This is a genomic window from Erwinia sp. (assembly GCF_031978025.1).
Taxonomy (GTDB): domain Bacteria; phylum Pseudomonadota; class Gammaproteobacteria; order Enterobacterales; family Enterobacteriaceae; genus Erwinia.
In genome coordinates this window covers 1-12404 of the sequence record NZ_DALZCD010000120.1, presented here as the reverse complement: position 1 = coordinate 12404, position 12404 = coordinate 1, and the positions used below count along the sequence as shown (strand labels likewise).

Below are 12404 nucleotides of genomic sequence, written 5' to 3'. Positions count from 1 at the left end.
CGCAGCTCGGCAAACGCATTCCCGAACACCAGATAATCCGGCGCAAACTTGCTGAGCTCCTGCTGGCTCAACATCGGATGCGGGATAAAGGTTGAGGCCAGAATGTTGCGTTTAACGTAAATCGGCGAGCTGTGATGCACCGCCGAGCGCAGGCTTTTTGCCAGCCCGTGAAAGCTGACCGGTGGCTCGTACCAGCGCCCGTTTCCTATACACTCGGCATAATCCAGAATGTCCCGCTTATCCATCACCGGCGTTGGTTCGCCGAAGGTAAACGCCTCGACCTGCTGCGGAGCGGCCTGCGCCGCTGGTGCTGCCTTAAATGCCTTACGGCTGCGTTTTTTCATCAGTAAAATTCCACAAAAGAAGGGTTAGCGCCGCCGCTGGCAGCGGTCAGCGGTTCGTTTAACAGCGCGTGCATGATTGCCCAGGCGACGTCGGCGTGGCTGGCGTCCTCGCTGCGGCTCGCCTCGTAGGTTGAGCGGTTGCCGCTGGCGGTCATGGTTTTGCGGATCGCCATAAAGGACTGTGTGATATCCGTGCTTCCGGCGTCGTACTCGAGACGGCCGCTGCCGATGGTGTCTTTGGCCTTCAGCACCATGCCGGTTTTAACCTCCGGCGAGTAACGGATCTCGCGGGCCGCCGGGTAGAACTGGCGTACCAGCTGAAAAACGCCCTGGCCGATGCCGGTGGCGTCAACGCCGATATATTCCACGGTGTATTTTTTGGTTAAGTCCTCAATGGATTTCGCCTGCGCGGCAAAGTCCATGCCGCGCCACTGATGATGCTCCAGCACGCGGAACTTGCCGCCCGCAACCAGCGGCGGCGCAATCACGGCGCAGCCCGCGCTGTCGCCGGTGTGTGACGGGTCATAGCCAATCCACACCGGGCGGAAATCGAACGGGCGCAGCGCATAGGGGTTAAAGTCCGTCCATTCTTCCAGGCTGTCGATCATGCAGGTCTGCAGCTCGGCGAACGGGAACACGCTGGCCTCATCGTCGACAAACTCACACATCAGCAGGTTCTGATATTCCGACGGGCTGTATTCAAGCGACAGCTGGTCCAGGTCAAACAGGTTACAGCCGCCGGTCAGCGCGTCCTCAACGGTGACAATCTGCCGCCACTGGCCGTCGCCGCACAGCGCACCCTTAGCCAGATGCGAATGCGACAAGTCCAGCTCGATGCGGTCGTCTTTGCTGCGGCGTCCCTTGTTAAACAGTTCGCCTGACCAGAACGGGTACGCGCTGTGCGACAGGCTCGACGGCGTGGAAAAATACGTGGTGCGCCATTTTTTGTGCAGCGACATGCCGCTGGCGACCTTGCGCAGCTCCTGGAATTTCGGGATCCAGAAATATTCATCCAGATAGAGGTTGCCGGTGTAGCTCTGCGCGGTGCGCACGTTCGTCCCCAGGAAAATCAGGCGCGCGCCGTTCGGCAGCACAATCGGATCGCCCTTCAGGTCAACGTCAACCTGCCGGGCAAAGTCGATGATGTAGTTTTTAAAGACGTGCGCCTGGGCTTTGCTGGCCGACAGGAAAATCTGGTTGCGACCGGTGGTCAGCGCATCGATCAGCGCCTCGCGTGCAAAGTAAAACGTCGCGCCAATCTGGCGGGATTTGAGAATATTGCGGATGCGGTTCTCCAGCCCCGCTTTGTGCCAGTTGAGCTGGTATTCAAAGCAGTTATCCATAAACAGGCCGGTCAGTTTGTCGGTCTGCTCGTCGCTGAAGACGTTTTTAATTACCGGCTGGCGCTCACCTTTGTTGCGGTTGCGCACGTTAGGATTTAAATCCGCCTCGTTGCCCGAACTGCGGTAGCGCTCGACGCGGGCCAGGCGTTCTATCTGGCGGCCCAGCGCGTCTATCTCCTTGTAGTCTCCGTTGCCTTTGACCTCTTTCATAATGAGCTGAATCAACCGCGCCTCCATGCTGGCCTCAACGCGACTGATGGGCGCAATGTCCTCCCACGCGTCGCGCAGCTTCCAGCTCTGCACGGTCGGTGTTTTCTGGTCGAGCGTCTCTGCAATCTGGCGCACGGAATATCCCTGCCAGTAAAGCAGTGCGGCCTGACGGCGCGGATCGCTGATGGTGGTTTGTATGTTCATGCCGACAAGGCTACCGGGGCGTAAAAAGGCGCGCCCGCTGTCCCTGCTTGCTGATGGCTGAGCGGGCTGGCTTTCGTTGAGCGGATGGCCCGTGGCGGTGAAACTGGCCCCGACCCGAACGAACCCACAACCGGAGCCTGATTAATGGCAACTAAAGCAAAGCGTTTTCGTATCGCAGTGGAAGGCGCAACCACCGACGGCCGCGAGATTTCCCGCGACTGGATTTCGCAGATGGCGGCGAACTATGACCCGGCGATGTACGGTGCCCGCATCAACATGGAGCACATCAAGGGCTATACCCCCGACAGCCCTTTCCGACGCTATGGCGACGTCACCGCCCTGAGCGCGGAAGAAATCACCGAAGGCCCGCTTAAGGGCAAGCTGGCGCTGTACGGCGAAATTAACCCGACGCCGGAGCTGGTTGAGCTGACCAAAGCCCGCCAGAAAATCTACACCTCCATTGAGGTTAACCCGAAGTTTGCCGACACCGGCGAGGCGTACCTGATTGGCCTGGCCGTGACCGACGACCCGGCGAGCCTCGGCACCGAAATCCTGAGCTTCAGCGCCAGCGCCGCAGCGAACCCGCTGGCGTCCCGCAAGCAGCACAAGGACAACCTGTTTACCGCCGCCGAGGAAACACTGATCGAATTCACCGAAGAGTGCGACCCGTCGCCGTCACTGATGGAACGCATTACCGCGATGTTCTCCGCGAAGAAAAAAGGTGCCGATTGGCAGTTTGCCGACGTCAGCGCGGCGGTAACTGCGGTCGCCGAGCAGGTGCAGCAGAACGGCGAGGCGCAGGCGCAAAACCTGTCGGCGCTGGAAACGGCTTTAACCGAACGGCTCGACGCACTGGAGCTGCAGGCCGGGGAAGACCGCACCGCCTTTGCCACGCTGCAGGCACAGCTGAGTAAAACAGACGGCGGCTTTTCCCGTCGCCCGGCCTCGACCGGCGGCAATAGCACCGCCAGCGTGCAGACCGACTGCTGATTACCGGCGTGCAGACAGGCCGCTGATTAAAACATTTAACTGAATACAGGAGCGCAAATGCGCCAGAACACCCGCTTTAAATTTAACGCCTTTATGTCCCGCCTGGCCGAGCTGAACGGCGTCGAAACCGGCGACATGAACAAGAAATTCACCGTTGAGCCTGCGGTGACGCAGACGCTGATGAACCGCGTGCAGGAGTCGTCGGACTTTTTAACACGCATTAACATCGTGCCGGTGTCCGAAATGAAGGGCGAGAAAATCGGGATCGGCGTGTCCGGTTCGATTGCCAGCACCACCGACACGGCGGGCGGCGACGAGCGCGAAACCGCCGACTTTGCCGCGCTGGACAGTGAAGGCTATGAGTGCGCACAGGTGAACTACGACTTTCATATCCGCTACAACACGCTCGACCTGTGGGCGCGCTATGAAGACTTTCAGGCCCGCCTGCGCGACGCCATTATCAAACGCCAGAGCCTGGACCGCATCATGATCGGCTTTAACGGCGTATCGCGTGCCAAAACCTCCAGCCGCGCCAAAAATCCGATGCTGCAGGACGTGGCCGTGGGCTGGCTGCAGAAGTACCGCAACGACGCGCCGGAGCGCGTGATGAACAAAACCACGGCGGAAGACGGCACCGTGACCGACGGCGTGCTGATTGGTAAGGGCCGTACCTACGCCAACCTTGACGCCGTGGTGATGGATGCAACCAACACCCTGATCGAGCCGTGGTATCAGGAAGACCCGGAGCTGGTCGTTGTCTGCGGTCGTCAGCTGCTGGCCGACAAGTATTTCCCGCTGGTTAACCAGGCGCAGGCCAACACCGAGGCGCTCGCGGGCGATCTGATTGTGAGCCAGAAGCGTATAGGCAACCTGCCCGCCGTGCGCGTGCCGTACTTCCCGGCGGACGCGATGCTGATCACCCGCCTGGACAACCTGTCGATTTATTTTCAGGAAGGCACGCACCGCCGCATGATCGATGAAGTGGCGCGGCGCGACCGCATCGAAAACTACGAGTCTATTAACGAGGACTACGTGGTGGAGGATTACGCGGCGGGCTGCCTGATTGAGGGGATCGTGCTGTCTGATTTGCCGGATGAGAAGAAAGCGGACGCCACCACGACCGTACCCGCAGCAGATACACCGAAGGAATAACGCATGTTAAGCCCTGCCCGACGTCACCTTATGCGAATGGAAGCGGAAGCGGCCTCGCAGCAGGCCAGCAACCCGCTGCGCCACGCCAACGGCTACGAGCTGATGCTGCTAAAGCTCAACGACGACAAGCGCCGCCTGAAGAAAGTGCGCTCGCAGGAGCGCAAGGCCGAACTCAAGCGGCAGATGCTGCCTGAGTATCTGCCCTGGGTGGCGGGCGTGCTGGCGAAAGGCACCGGCGCGCAGGACGCCGTGCTGATGACCGTCATGATCTGGCGGCTGGATGCGGGCGACGTGCCGGGCGCGCTGGAGATAGCCCGGTATGCGCTTCAGTACGGGTTAGTGCCGCCGTCGGGCTTCAAGCGCGACGCCACCGCCTACCTGCTGGCCGAAGAGGTGGCCGACGCGGCGACCCGCGCCCGGACGCTGCAGCAGGCGGTCGATATCGACCCGCTGCTGGCAACGCTTGAGCTGACGAAATCCGCAGACATGCCCGATCAGGTGCGCGCCAAGCTGCACAAAATCACCGGGTACGTGCTGCGCGATGCGGGCAGGGCTTTGGATGCGATGGAACACCTGACACGGGCGCTGCAGCTGCACGACGGCTGCGGCGTCAAAAAAGACATTGAGCGGCTGGCTACTGACCTGAAAAAGCAGGCCCTTGCCCGCCGCTGACCGAACGCGCCCCGCGCCGGGCGGCAGAGTCGCAACGCATTTTTAATGTCTGCGCGGCTCTCCACCGCCCACCTGTTATAAGGCCGACTATGAACACGATTGTGATACCCGCCCCGCGACCGGCAGACGATGCCGAGCCGCCGGTAAAGAACACCTTTTTCTGGCCTGACGTGAACCTGCAGCAGCTGCGCAACGCGCTGCGCTATGAGGGCACCGTGACCGCGCAGCGCCTGCGCCTTGCGGTAAAAACGGCGATTTCTGAAGTGAACGCCGAGCTGTACGACTGGCGCGCCAAACAGATGGCGGCGGGCTTTACCACCCTGGCCGACGTTCCGGCGGAAACGTTCGACGGCGAAAGCGAGAAGGCCACGCACTACTTTGCCGCCGTCAGCGCCCTGACCGGTGCCGCGATTGTTGAGCGCTATCGCGGCTATGACGCCAGCGGTAAAAAAGGCGCAGAGGTGGAGGCAAGCGCCGACGAGTACTGGCGCGACGCGCGCTTCAGTATCAGCCGCATCGCCGGGCGTTCCGGCTGCATCGTGAGCCTGCTGTGATTATTTACGCGCAGCAGGGCGACACCGTAGACCAGATTTGCTGGCGGTACTACGGGCGCACGGCGCAGGCCGTCGAACGGGTCTATGCCGCCAATCCGGGGCTGGCCGAAAGCGGGCCGGTACTGATGCACGGCTGCGAGGTGACGCTGCCCGATCTGCCCGACGCCGCTGCGGATGAAACCGTCAACCTGTGGGACTGAAAAAGATGGAGAAAATCAATTCGCTGGTTAACTACCTGATCGGCCTGGTGCTGATGTGGTTCGGCCGCCACACCCCGCAGGATATCGCCTTTATGGTCGGTTCCGGTGTGGCCGTGGTGACGCTGGTGATTAACGTCGCCACGTTTTTTATCAACTGGCACTACCGCCGCAAGACCTGGGAGCTGCAACAGGCGCTGGCTAAGGGGAAAGGTAATGAAAGCCGCTAAACACTGCGCCGTGATCGCCGTGCTGGCAATTGCAACGCTGTTGCCGCAGTACAAAGCCCTGAAGATATCCGACGGCGGATTACGGCTGATTGCCAATGCGGAGGGCTGCCGCACCTCGCCTTATCAGTGCAGTGCCGGAGTCTGGACAAACGGCATTGGCCACACCGCAGGCGTCACGCCGCAAAGCCAGGTCAGCGAGCGGCAGGCGGCGGTAAATCTGGTGTACGACGTGATGCGCGTGGAGCGCCAGCTTGCCGTGTGCGTACCGGTTGAGATGCCGCAACCTGTTTACGATGCGCTGGTGAGCTTTTCGTTTAACGTCGGCACCGGCGCGGCTTGCCGGTCAACGCTGGTCGGTTATCTTAAGCGCCATCAGTGGTGGCAGGCGTGCGACCAGCTTGGCCGCTGGGTGTACGTGAACGGCGTGCGAAATGCCGGGCTGAAAAACCGCCGCCAGCGGGAAAAGGCCTGGTGCTTAAAGTGGGCGCAATGATCCGCCTGTTAGCGACACTGCTGGCCGTGGTGCTCGTCGCCCTGGGCCTGACCGGCTGGCGGCTGAACGTAAAAATTAACGATCTCACCGACGCGCAGCGCATTATCGGCACGCTGTCCGCCGGAATTGAAAGCCGCGATAAGGCGATCACCCGCCTGAACCACGAGGCAAAAGCGGCCCAGAAACGCGAGGCCGCGCTGCGCCTGCTGCAGGGCCGCGCCGGTGCCGCCGCCCTTAACCGTGAACTGGCCATACAGAGGGAAACCGATGCGAATCCGACCTTACGCAGCTGGTCTGCTGCTGCTTTGCCTGCTCACGTTATCCGGCTGCAGTCGCGGCCCGCATTCAACAACGCCCGCGATTATCTGGACTGGCTGTCCGCGCGTGACAAGCTGCCCGCTGCCGGGCAACAGCCTGCAGACCCAGGGCGATTTAGCGGCGGATAACCGCCAGTTAGAGGCTGCGCTTGCGTCGTGCGGGCTGCAGGTGGAAATCATCAAAGAATGCCAGGAGCAACACGATGGAGAAACCGACACAGCTGCGCCGGGCGCTGACCGACAGCGTGCCGCTGCTGCAAAGAAACCCTGACGGGCTGAATATGTTTATCGACGGCGGGCGCATCGTCTCCACGCTCGCCAGCTCGCTGTCGTTTGAATACCAGTATCAGCTTAATCTGGTGATTACGGATTACGGCGACGATATCGATCTGATTATGGTGCCGCTGCTGACGTGGCTGCGCGAGAACCAGCCGGACATGATGGCGACCGAAGAGAAGCGCCGCACCGGCTTCACCTTTAAGGTGGACGTGCTGAGCGACACGCTCTGCGATATCAGTATTGACCTGCAGCTGACCGAGCGCGTGATCGTGAGGCAGGAAGGCGGCGCGCTGCACGTCACGCACGCGGGCGAGAATTCGCTGCCGGACAACGTGGCCCGGCCAACGCAGCTTTACGCGGGCGGCGAGCTGGTCAGCGGGCTGCAGTTATGAACGGGCTGGAGGCGTTCGACGCCAGGCTAAACGCGCTGATCGGCAACCTGTCGCCCGCCGCCCGGAAGGAGATGGCGCGCACTATCGCAAAACGCCTGCGCGCCGGGCAGCAGCAGAATATCAAGCGACAGCAGGCACCGGACGGCACGGCGTTTAAGCCGCGCAAGGCACCGGCGCGCAAAAAGAAAGGCCGGATAAAGCGTGAAATGTTCGCAAAGTTGCGCACGGCCAAATACATGAAGGCGAAAGGCACCGCCGACGACGCCGTGGTGGAGTTTACCGGCAACGTGCAGCGCATGGCCCGCGTGCATCATTACGGGCTGCGCGACCAGCCAGCCCGTGGAGGGAAAGAGGTGCAGTATGAAGCAAGGCCATTATTAGGTATCAATCATAAAGTTCGGATACTGATAGAAAAATGTATAATAAAGGAATTAAATGACGATACTACTTAGACTTTCCTTTAAGTGACGTTATTAATGATGCTAAATGCTCAACGCCATCGAAAGTAGATGGCACTTTATCTTCGGATGCCATGATATTGGAAAAAATGACATCTTCAAATTTGTTAAGTAGACCATTATCTTTGGCTTTAATAGTGGCACTGTAGTCTGCATAGCTCTGTATGAACTGACAGAGGCTTTTTCGCAGTTCAATTTGCATTATTTGAGAGCGTATAGAGTTGTAATTTATCAAGGCGATACGGAAGTAATATATAAGGATTAGCGTTAGTGATATAGCAGGCAAAAAACCTACCAACTCATAAGGGTTTTCAACTTTCCTCCCAGGAAGAAAAAAGTAAAAGGACTCCATTAAAATTACTGTTGGTAAAATAAAGCCTAAGGCAATGAGAACTTTTCTCGCCCATGATAGCTGTATTTCTTTAGCGTTTCCTAGTGATTCAAAGCCTTTATATAGCCCTACGAAATTGAATGCATTTTTTTGTTGCTCAAGCGTCTCTTGTAGAGCTTCGACAGCAGCCTGTCTTTTTTCTAAGTCACTACTCCAGCTTTCATTCAATTTTTCTGCTTCCCTTTTCGCATTAACATAATCTTTAAAAGTAATTAGTTCATCGCTATTTATTAGCTGCTTAAAAATAGATGTTGTCATATCTTGCATAGCATATTCAACTTGCCCTCCTGCCCTGGATGAAAATGACTTTATATTTTCCCTAGCGAAATCCCTAATTTCTTGGTAGTCAGGAGAGAAGTCTTCAGGGCCTGAAAGATACTCCTCGACATAAAAACGAAACACGTTTGCAAAAACATAATCAACACCATCACTACTCATATCAGCTTCAGTAAGTCGATTGAGGAAATTTTGAGAAATATGCTTAATGTTAAATTGAGTTCTTTCATCCCATACATGTGCATTAGTAACCATGTGCCGCAGTAAAAATAAAATTATTTTGTTTCTTTCTAAAGTGAATTGATTTGAGTCACTAGACTGGCCCAACAAGCGAATATAGGAAGCAATAGCGTTTTTAGTATCTTCAGTATCAAAAAATTTTTGCATAACGCTCTCAGTTTAAGTTAGTAGGGTGTTTGCTCATGAATAGCTAAACAGTAATGGATTGTCGACTCTTGCTTAGGACTACATTATGCATTTATGAACTCACAAATCCCAGAAATCCTGCGCCTGCTGCGCAACCTGCTCCGCATCGGCACCGTGTCCGCCGTTAACCCTGACGACGGGCTGTGCCGCGTGGATACTGGCAACAACACAACCTGCTGGCTGCACTGGCTGACCGGCCGTGCCGGTCGCACCCGTTCATGGAATGCGCCGTCGATCGGCGAACAGGTGCTTGTCCTGTGCCTGGGCGGCGAGCTGGACACCGGCTTTGTGCTGCCGGGCGTGTTCTCTGACGAGTATCCCGCCCCGTCGGCGTCCGCTGACGCGCTGCACTGGTCATTTCCCGACGGCGCGGTGATTGAGTATGAGCCTGCCAGCGGCGCGCTGAAGGCAACCGGCATCCAGACCGCAACCATTCAGGCTGCCGTCAAAATCATGCTGGATTCGCCGGAGGTGGAATGCTCGGCGCTGCTGAAAACAGCCACGCTGGAAGTCACCGGCGGCGGCACGATGAAAGGCGACGTTACGCACAGCGGCGGCAGCTTCAGCTCTAACGGCGTGGTGGTCGATACCCATAAGCACGGCGGCGTGAAGTCCGGCGGCGACGCGTCGGGAGGGCCGCAGTAATGACCGTGCGATATTCCGGCATGAGCCGCGACACCGGCGGGGCGCTGACCGACCTTGACCACATCCGGCAGTCGGTGCGCGACATTCTGCTGACGCCGGTCGGTTCCCGCGTGATGCGTCGCCGCTACGGCTCGCTGCTTTCCGCGCTTATTGACCAGCCGCAAAATGAGGCGCTGCGCCTGCAAATTATGTCGGCCTGCTATATGGCGATCCTGCAATGGGAACCCCGCGTCAGGCTGACCGGCATCTCTTACGAATCCGCGTTTGACGGCGGCATGGTGGTTGAAATCACCGGCAGCCGCACCGACACCGCGCAGGATTTTTCCTTAACCGTTCCCGTGAGCTGATATGGCAACTATCGACCTGAGCCAGCTACCCGCGCCCGACGTGGTGGAAGCGCTGGACTATGAAACGTTACTCGCCGAGCGCAAGGCCACGCTGGTATCGCTGTACCCGGCGGAGCGGCAGGACGCTATCGCGCGCACGCTGGCGCTGGAGTCCGAACCGGTGGTGAAGCTGCTGCAGGAAAACGCCTACCGCGAGGTTATCCTGCGCCAGCGCGTCAACGAGGCGGCAAAAGCCGTGATGGTGGCGTATGCCCTGGCGGATGATTTAGACCAGCTCGGCGCAAACAACGGCGTTACCCGCCTGACGCTGACGGCCGCCGACGACACCACCCCGCCAACCGCCGCCGTGATGGAGAGCGACGACGATTACCGCGTGCGCATCGCCGCCGCCTTTGAGGGGCTGAGCGTGGCCGGGCCGTCGGGCGCGTATGAGTACCACGCCAGAAGCGCCGATGGCCGCGTGGCGGATGCGTCCGCGATAAGCCCGTCGCCCGCCTGCGTCACCATCACCGTGCTGTCGCGCGAGGGCAACGGCGAGGCGGCGGCCGACCTGCTGGCCGTGGTGGATAAGGCACTGAACGATGAGGACGTGCGCCCGGTGGCCGACCGGGTCACGGTGCAGTCGGCTGCTATCGCGGATTACGCCGTTGAAGCCGTGCTTTACCTCTATCCGGGGCCGGAAGCCGAACCCATACGGGCCGCCGCCGGGGCAAAGCTCGCCGCCTTTGTCAGCGCGCAGGCCCGCCTCGGCCGGGATATCCGTAAATCGGCCCTGTACGCCGCGCTGCACGTTGAAGGCGTCCAGCGCGTGGAGCTTTTGCAGCCCGCCGCCGACGTGGTGCTGGACAAAACGCAGGCCGCGTACTGCACCGGCTGGTCGATTACGGTCGGGGGTTCGGATGAGTGATCGCCTGCTGCCGTCCGGCTCGTCGGCGCTGGAGGTGGCCGCCGCCGAAGCCTGCGCCACGATTGAAGCCATTCCGGCACCGCTGCGTCAGCTGTGGAACCCGCAAACCTGCCCGGTAGAGCTGCTGCCTTACCTTGCCTGGGCGTGGTCGGTTGACCGCTGGGATACCGGCTGGAGCGAGTCCACAAAGCGCGCCGTGGTGAAAGCCTCGCAGTACGTGCACAGGCACAAGGGCACGCTCGGCTCGATCCGGCGCGTGGTGGAGCCGCTCGGCTATCTGATCCGCATCGTTGAATGGTGGAAGACCGGCGGCGAGCCGGGCACGTTTCGTCTGGACGTCGGCGTGCTGGATACCGGCATTACCGAGGAAATGTATCACGAGCTGGAGCGCCTGATTGCCGACGCGAAGCCGTGCAGCCGCCACCTTGTCGGGCTGTCAATTAATCTCGACGCCAGCGGCGTGCTGCCGGTGGCCGCCGCCTGCTACAGCGGCGACGAGCTGACCGTTTACCCCTATATCCCTGAACTTATCAGCGTCGGCGGGTCGGGCTATACCGGCACGGCGGTGCATCTTATTGACCTGACGGAAGTAAGCACATGACGATGAAATATTTTGCCCTGCTGACCAGCCAGGGTGCGGCAAAGCTGGCGAACGCGGCCGCCCTTGGTACAAAGCTGCAGATTACCGAAATGGCCGTGGGTGACGGCGGCGGCACACTGCCCACACCGGACGCGGCGCAGACAAAGCTTATCAACGAAAAGCGCCGGGCCTCGCTTAACGCGCTGACGGTTGACGCGGCCAACAGCAGCCAGATTATTGCCGAGCAGATTATCCCCGAAAGCGAGGGCGGTTTCTGGATACGTGAAATTGGCCTCTTTGACGTCGACGGCGTGCTGATTGCAGTCGCCAACTGCGCGGAAACCTACAAGCCTCAGCTCGCCGAGGGCAGCGGCCGCACGCAGACGGTGCGCATGATTTTAATCGTTAACAGCACAAGCGCGGTCACGCTGAAAATCGACCCGTCGGTGGTACTGGCAACGCGGCAGTATGTGGATAACGCGGTGATTGAGGTGAAGGCCTACGCCGACAAGGCGCTGGCCGCACACGTTGCCGCCGCCAATCCGCATAATCAGTACTTGCAGGTCGCGAACGCGCTGGCGGAAATTAAGGACGCCGGGCTGGTTGCGAAAGCGCTGGCCGCGCTGGGGCTGGGCGACGGCTCGGCGGTGCCGGTCGGCGTGCCGCTGCCTTATCCTGCAGCTACGGCCCCGGCTGGCTGGCTGAAGTGCAACGGCGCATCGTTCAGCGCCACGGCCTATCCGCTGCTGGCGAAGGTCTATCCGTCGCTTAAGCTGCCTGACCTGCGCAGCGAGTTTATCCGTGGCTGGGACGACGGGCGCGGTGTGGATGCCGGGCGCGGGATTGGCACCGCGCAGGGCGCGACCGGCCTGCGTACCGGGGCACTGGATTATTCCGGTGTGGATTCAACCTACGACGGGGCGGGCGTCGGAACCGCGTTTAACCAGGCAGATTCCGTCTCCAGAAAACAGCCGGGCGATGCGAAAGCGCCTAATAA

General features: G+C 59.6%; 17 protein-coding genes and 2 pseudogenes. 16 read left to right on the top strand and 3 right to left on the bottom strand.

Annotated features, from left to right (window positions below; translation table 11 throughout):
- Both RTK32_RS11450 and RTK32_RS11445 read right to left on the bottom strand, forming a co-directional pair.
- Nucleotides 1–344 (bottom strand): annotated as a pseudogene (locus RTK32_RS11450) (Presumed portal vertex protein); the annotation flags it as partial.
- Nucleotides 344–2101, bottom strand: coding sequence for a terminase ATPase subunit family protein (locus RTK32_RS11445; RefSeq protein WP_312044024.1), 1758 nt, complete (start codon nucleotides 2099–2101; stop codon nucleotides 344–346). The gene RTK32_RS11445 and the pseudogene RTK32_RS11450, both read right to left, overlap by 1 nt.
- Nucleotides 2102–2245: 144 nt before the next feature.
- On the opposite strand from RTK32_RS11445, the gene RTK32_RS11440 reads away from it, so the two are divergent.
- The 11 genes and pseudogenes from RTK32_RS11440 (at nucleotide 2246) to RTK32_RS11390 (ending at nucleotide 7829) form a co-directional block, all read left to right on the top strand.
- Nucleotides 2246–3091, top strand: a complete 846-nt coding sequence (locus RTK32_RS11440; RefSeq protein ID WP_312044022.1) for a GPO family capsid scaffolding protein — start codon at nucleotides 2246–2248, stop codon at nucleotides 3089–3091.
- 57 nt (nucleotides 3092–3148) lie between these two features.
- Nucleotides 3149–4243, top strand: coding sequence for a phage major capsid protein, P2 family (locus RTK32_RS11435; protein ID WP_312044020.1), 1095 nt, complete (start codon nucleotides 3149–3151; stop codon nucleotides 4241–4243).
- A gap of 3 nt (nucleotides 4244–4246) precedes the next feature.
- The gene (locus RTK32_RS11430; RefSeq protein ID WP_312044018.1) at nucleotides 4247–4915 is read left to right on the top strand and encodes a terminase endonuclease subunit; all 669 of its coding nucleotides are present in this window, start codon (nucleotides 4247–4249) and stop codon (nucleotides 4913–4915) included.
- An 89-nt stretch (nucleotides 4916–5004) separates the two neighbouring features.
- A complete protein-coding gene (locus RTK32_RS11425; RefSeq protein WP_312044016.1) occupies nucleotides 5005–5469 on the top strand; it encodes a head completion/stabilization protein in 465 nt (154 codons plus the stop codon).
- The gene (locus RTK32_RS11420; protein ID WP_312044014.1) at nucleotides 5466–5669 is read left to right on the top strand and encodes a tail protein X; all 204 of its coding nucleotides are present in this window, start codon (nucleotides 5466–5468) and stop codon (nucleotides 5667–5669) included. The genes RTK32_RS11425 and RTK32_RS11420 overlap by 4 nt, the downstream gene beginning before the upstream one ends.
- Before the next feature lie 5 nt (nucleotides 5670–5674).
- Complete coding sequence (locus RTK32_RS11415; RefSeq protein ID WP_301253110.1) at nucleotides 5675–5896, top strand: HP1 family phage holin; 222 nt, start codon at nucleotides 5675–5677, stop codon at nucleotides 5894–5896.
- The gene (locus RTK32_RS11410) at nucleotides 5883–6389 is read left to right on the top strand and encodes a lysozyme (protein ID WP_312044010.1); all 507 of its coding nucleotides are present in this window, start codon (nucleotides 5883–5885) and stop codon (nucleotides 6387–6389) included. Before RTK32_RS11415 ends, RTK32_RS11410 begins: the two co-directional genes overlap by 14 nt.
- Nucleotides 6386–6736, top strand: a pseudogene (locus RTK32_RS11405) (LysB family phage lysis regulatory protein); the annotation flags it as partial. The gene RTK32_RS11410 and the pseudogene RTK32_RS11405, both read left to right, overlap by 4 nt.
- Nucleotides 6657–6977: an Rz1-like lysis system protein LysC gene (gene lysC / locus RTK32_RS11400; RefSeq protein ID WP_233598438.1), complete on the top strand. Its 321-nt coding sequence runs from the start codon at nucleotides 6657–6659 to the stop codon at nucleotides 6975–6977. The pseudogene RTK32_RS11405 and the gene lysC, both read left to right, overlap by 80 nt.
- Entirely contained in the window at nucleotides 6910–7377 is a 468-nt protein-coding gene (locus RTK32_RS11395; protein ID WP_312044008.1) for a phage tail protein, read from the top strand. Before lysC ends, RTK32_RS11395 begins: the two co-directional genes overlap by 68 nt.
- Nucleotides 7374–7829 carry a phage virion morphogenesis protein gene (locus tag RTK32_RS11390; protein ID WP_312044006.1) on the top strand — a complete coding sequence of 152 codons (456 nt, stop codon included), beginning with the start codon at nucleotides 7374–7376 and terminating at the stop codon, nucleotides 7827–7829. The genes RTK32_RS11395 and RTK32_RS11390 overlap by 4 nt, the downstream gene beginning before the upstream one ends.
- Here the strand turns inward: RTK32_RS11390 and RTK32_RS11385 are convergent.
- A complete protein-coding gene (locus tag RTK32_RS11385; protein WP_312044004.1) occupies nucleotides 7822–8889 on the bottom strand; it encodes a hypothetical protein in 1068 nt (355 codons plus the stop codon). The genes RTK32_RS11390 and RTK32_RS11385 overlap by 8 nt on opposite strands.
- A gap of 93 nt (nucleotides 8890–8982) precedes the next feature.
- Here RTK32_RS11385 and RTK32_RS11380 point away from each other — a divergent pair, with 93 nt between their 5' ends.
- The 5 genes from RTK32_RS11380 to RTK32_RS11360 all read left to right on the top strand — a co-directional run.
- The gene (locus RTK32_RS11380; protein ID WP_312044002.1) at nucleotides 8983–9573 is read left to right on the top strand and encodes a phage baseplate assembly protein V; all 591 of its coding nucleotides are present in this window, start codon (nucleotides 8983–8985) and stop codon (nucleotides 9571–9573) included.
- Entirely contained in the window at nucleotides 9573–9920 is a 348-nt protein-coding gene (locus tag RTK32_RS11375; RefSeq protein ID WP_312044000.1) for a GPW/gp25 family protein, read from the top strand. The genes RTK32_RS11380 and RTK32_RS11375 overlap by 1 nt, the downstream gene beginning before the upstream one ends.
- Before the next feature lies 1 nt (nucleotide 9921).
- Nucleotides 9922–10827 carry a baseplate assembly protein gene (locus RTK32_RS11370; protein ID WP_312043998.1) on the top strand — a complete coding sequence of 302 codons (906 nt, stop codon included), beginning with the start codon at nucleotides 9922–9924 and terminating at the stop codon, nucleotides 10825–10827.
- Nucleotides 10820–11428 (top strand): phage tail protein I, encoded by a 609-nt coding sequence (locus tag RTK32_RS11365; RefSeq protein WP_312043996.1) that lies wholly within the window; start codon nucleotides 10820–10822, stop codon nucleotides 11426–11428. The genes RTK32_RS11370 and RTK32_RS11365 overlap by 8 nt, the downstream gene beginning before the upstream one ends.
- Nucleotides 11425–12404 (top strand): phage tail protein (locus tag RTK32_RS11360; protein ID WP_312043994.1); only part of this gene is annotated, 980 nt, incomplete at its 3' end. The genes RTK32_RS11365 and RTK32_RS11360, both read left to right, overlap by 4 nt.

Excerpts from the sequence above, each read along its gene's own strand:
- RTK32_RS11445 (WP_312044024.1), bottom strand. The coding sequence starts at position 2,101 with ATGAACATACAAACCACCATCAGCGATCCGCGCCGTCAGGCCGCACTG.
- RTK32_RS11440 (WP_312044022.1), top strand. The coding sequence starts at position 2,246 with ATGGCAACTAAAGCAAAGCGTTTTCGTATCGCAGTGGAAGGCGCAACC.
- RTK32_RS11435 (WP_312044020.1), top strand. The coding sequence starts at position 3,149 with ATGCGCCAGAACACCCGCTTTAAATTTAACGCCTTTATGTCCCGCCTG.
- RTK32_RS11430 (WP_312044018.1), top strand. The coding sequence starts at position 4,247 with ATGTTAAGCCCTGCCCGACGTCACCTTATGCGAATGGAAGCGGAAGCG.
- RTK32_RS11425 (WP_312044016.1), top strand. The coding sequence starts at position 5,005 with ATGAACACGATTGTGATACCCGCCCCGCGACCGGCAGACGATGCCGAG.
- RTK32_RS11415 (WP_301253110.1), top strand. The coding sequence starts at position 5,675 with ATGGAGAAAATCAATTCGCTGGTTAACTACCTGATCGGCCTGGTGCTG.
- RTK32_RS11410 (WP_312044010.1), top strand. The coding sequence starts at position 5,883 with ATGAAAGCCGCTAAACACTGCGCCGTGATCGCCGTGCTGGCAATTGCA.
- lysC (WP_233598438.1), top strand. The coding sequence starts at position 6,657 with ATGCGAATCCGACCTTACGCAGCTGGTCTGCTGCTGCTTTGCCTGCTC.
- RTK32_RS11395 (WP_312044008.1), top strand. The coding sequence starts at position 6,910 with ATGGAGAAACCGACACAGCTGCGCCGGGCGCTGACCGACAGCGTGCCG.
- RTK32_RS11390 (WP_312044006.1), top strand. The coding sequence starts at position 7,374 with ATGAACGGGCTGGAGGCGTTCGACGCCAGGCTAAACGCGCTGATCGGC.
- RTK32_RS11385 (WP_312044004.1), bottom strand. The coding sequence starts at position 8,889 with ATGCAAAAATTTTTTGATACTGAAGATACTAAAAACGCTATTGCTTCC.
- RTK32_RS11380 (WP_312044002.1), top strand. The coding sequence starts at position 8,983 with ATGAACTCACAAATCCCAGAAATCCTGCGCCTGCTGCGCAACCTGCTC.
- RTK32_RS11375 (WP_312044000.1), top strand. The coding sequence starts at position 9,573 with ATGACCGTGCGATATTCCGGCATGAGCCGCGACACCGGCGGGGCGCTG.
- RTK32_RS11370 (WP_312043998.1), top strand. The coding sequence starts at position 9,922 with ATGGCAACTATCGACCTGAGCCAGCTACCCGCGCCCGACGTGGTGGAA.
- RTK32_RS11365 (WP_312043996.1), top strand. The coding sequence starts at position 10,820 with ATGAGTGATCGCCTGCTGCCGTCCGGCTCGTCGGCGCTGGAGGTGGCC.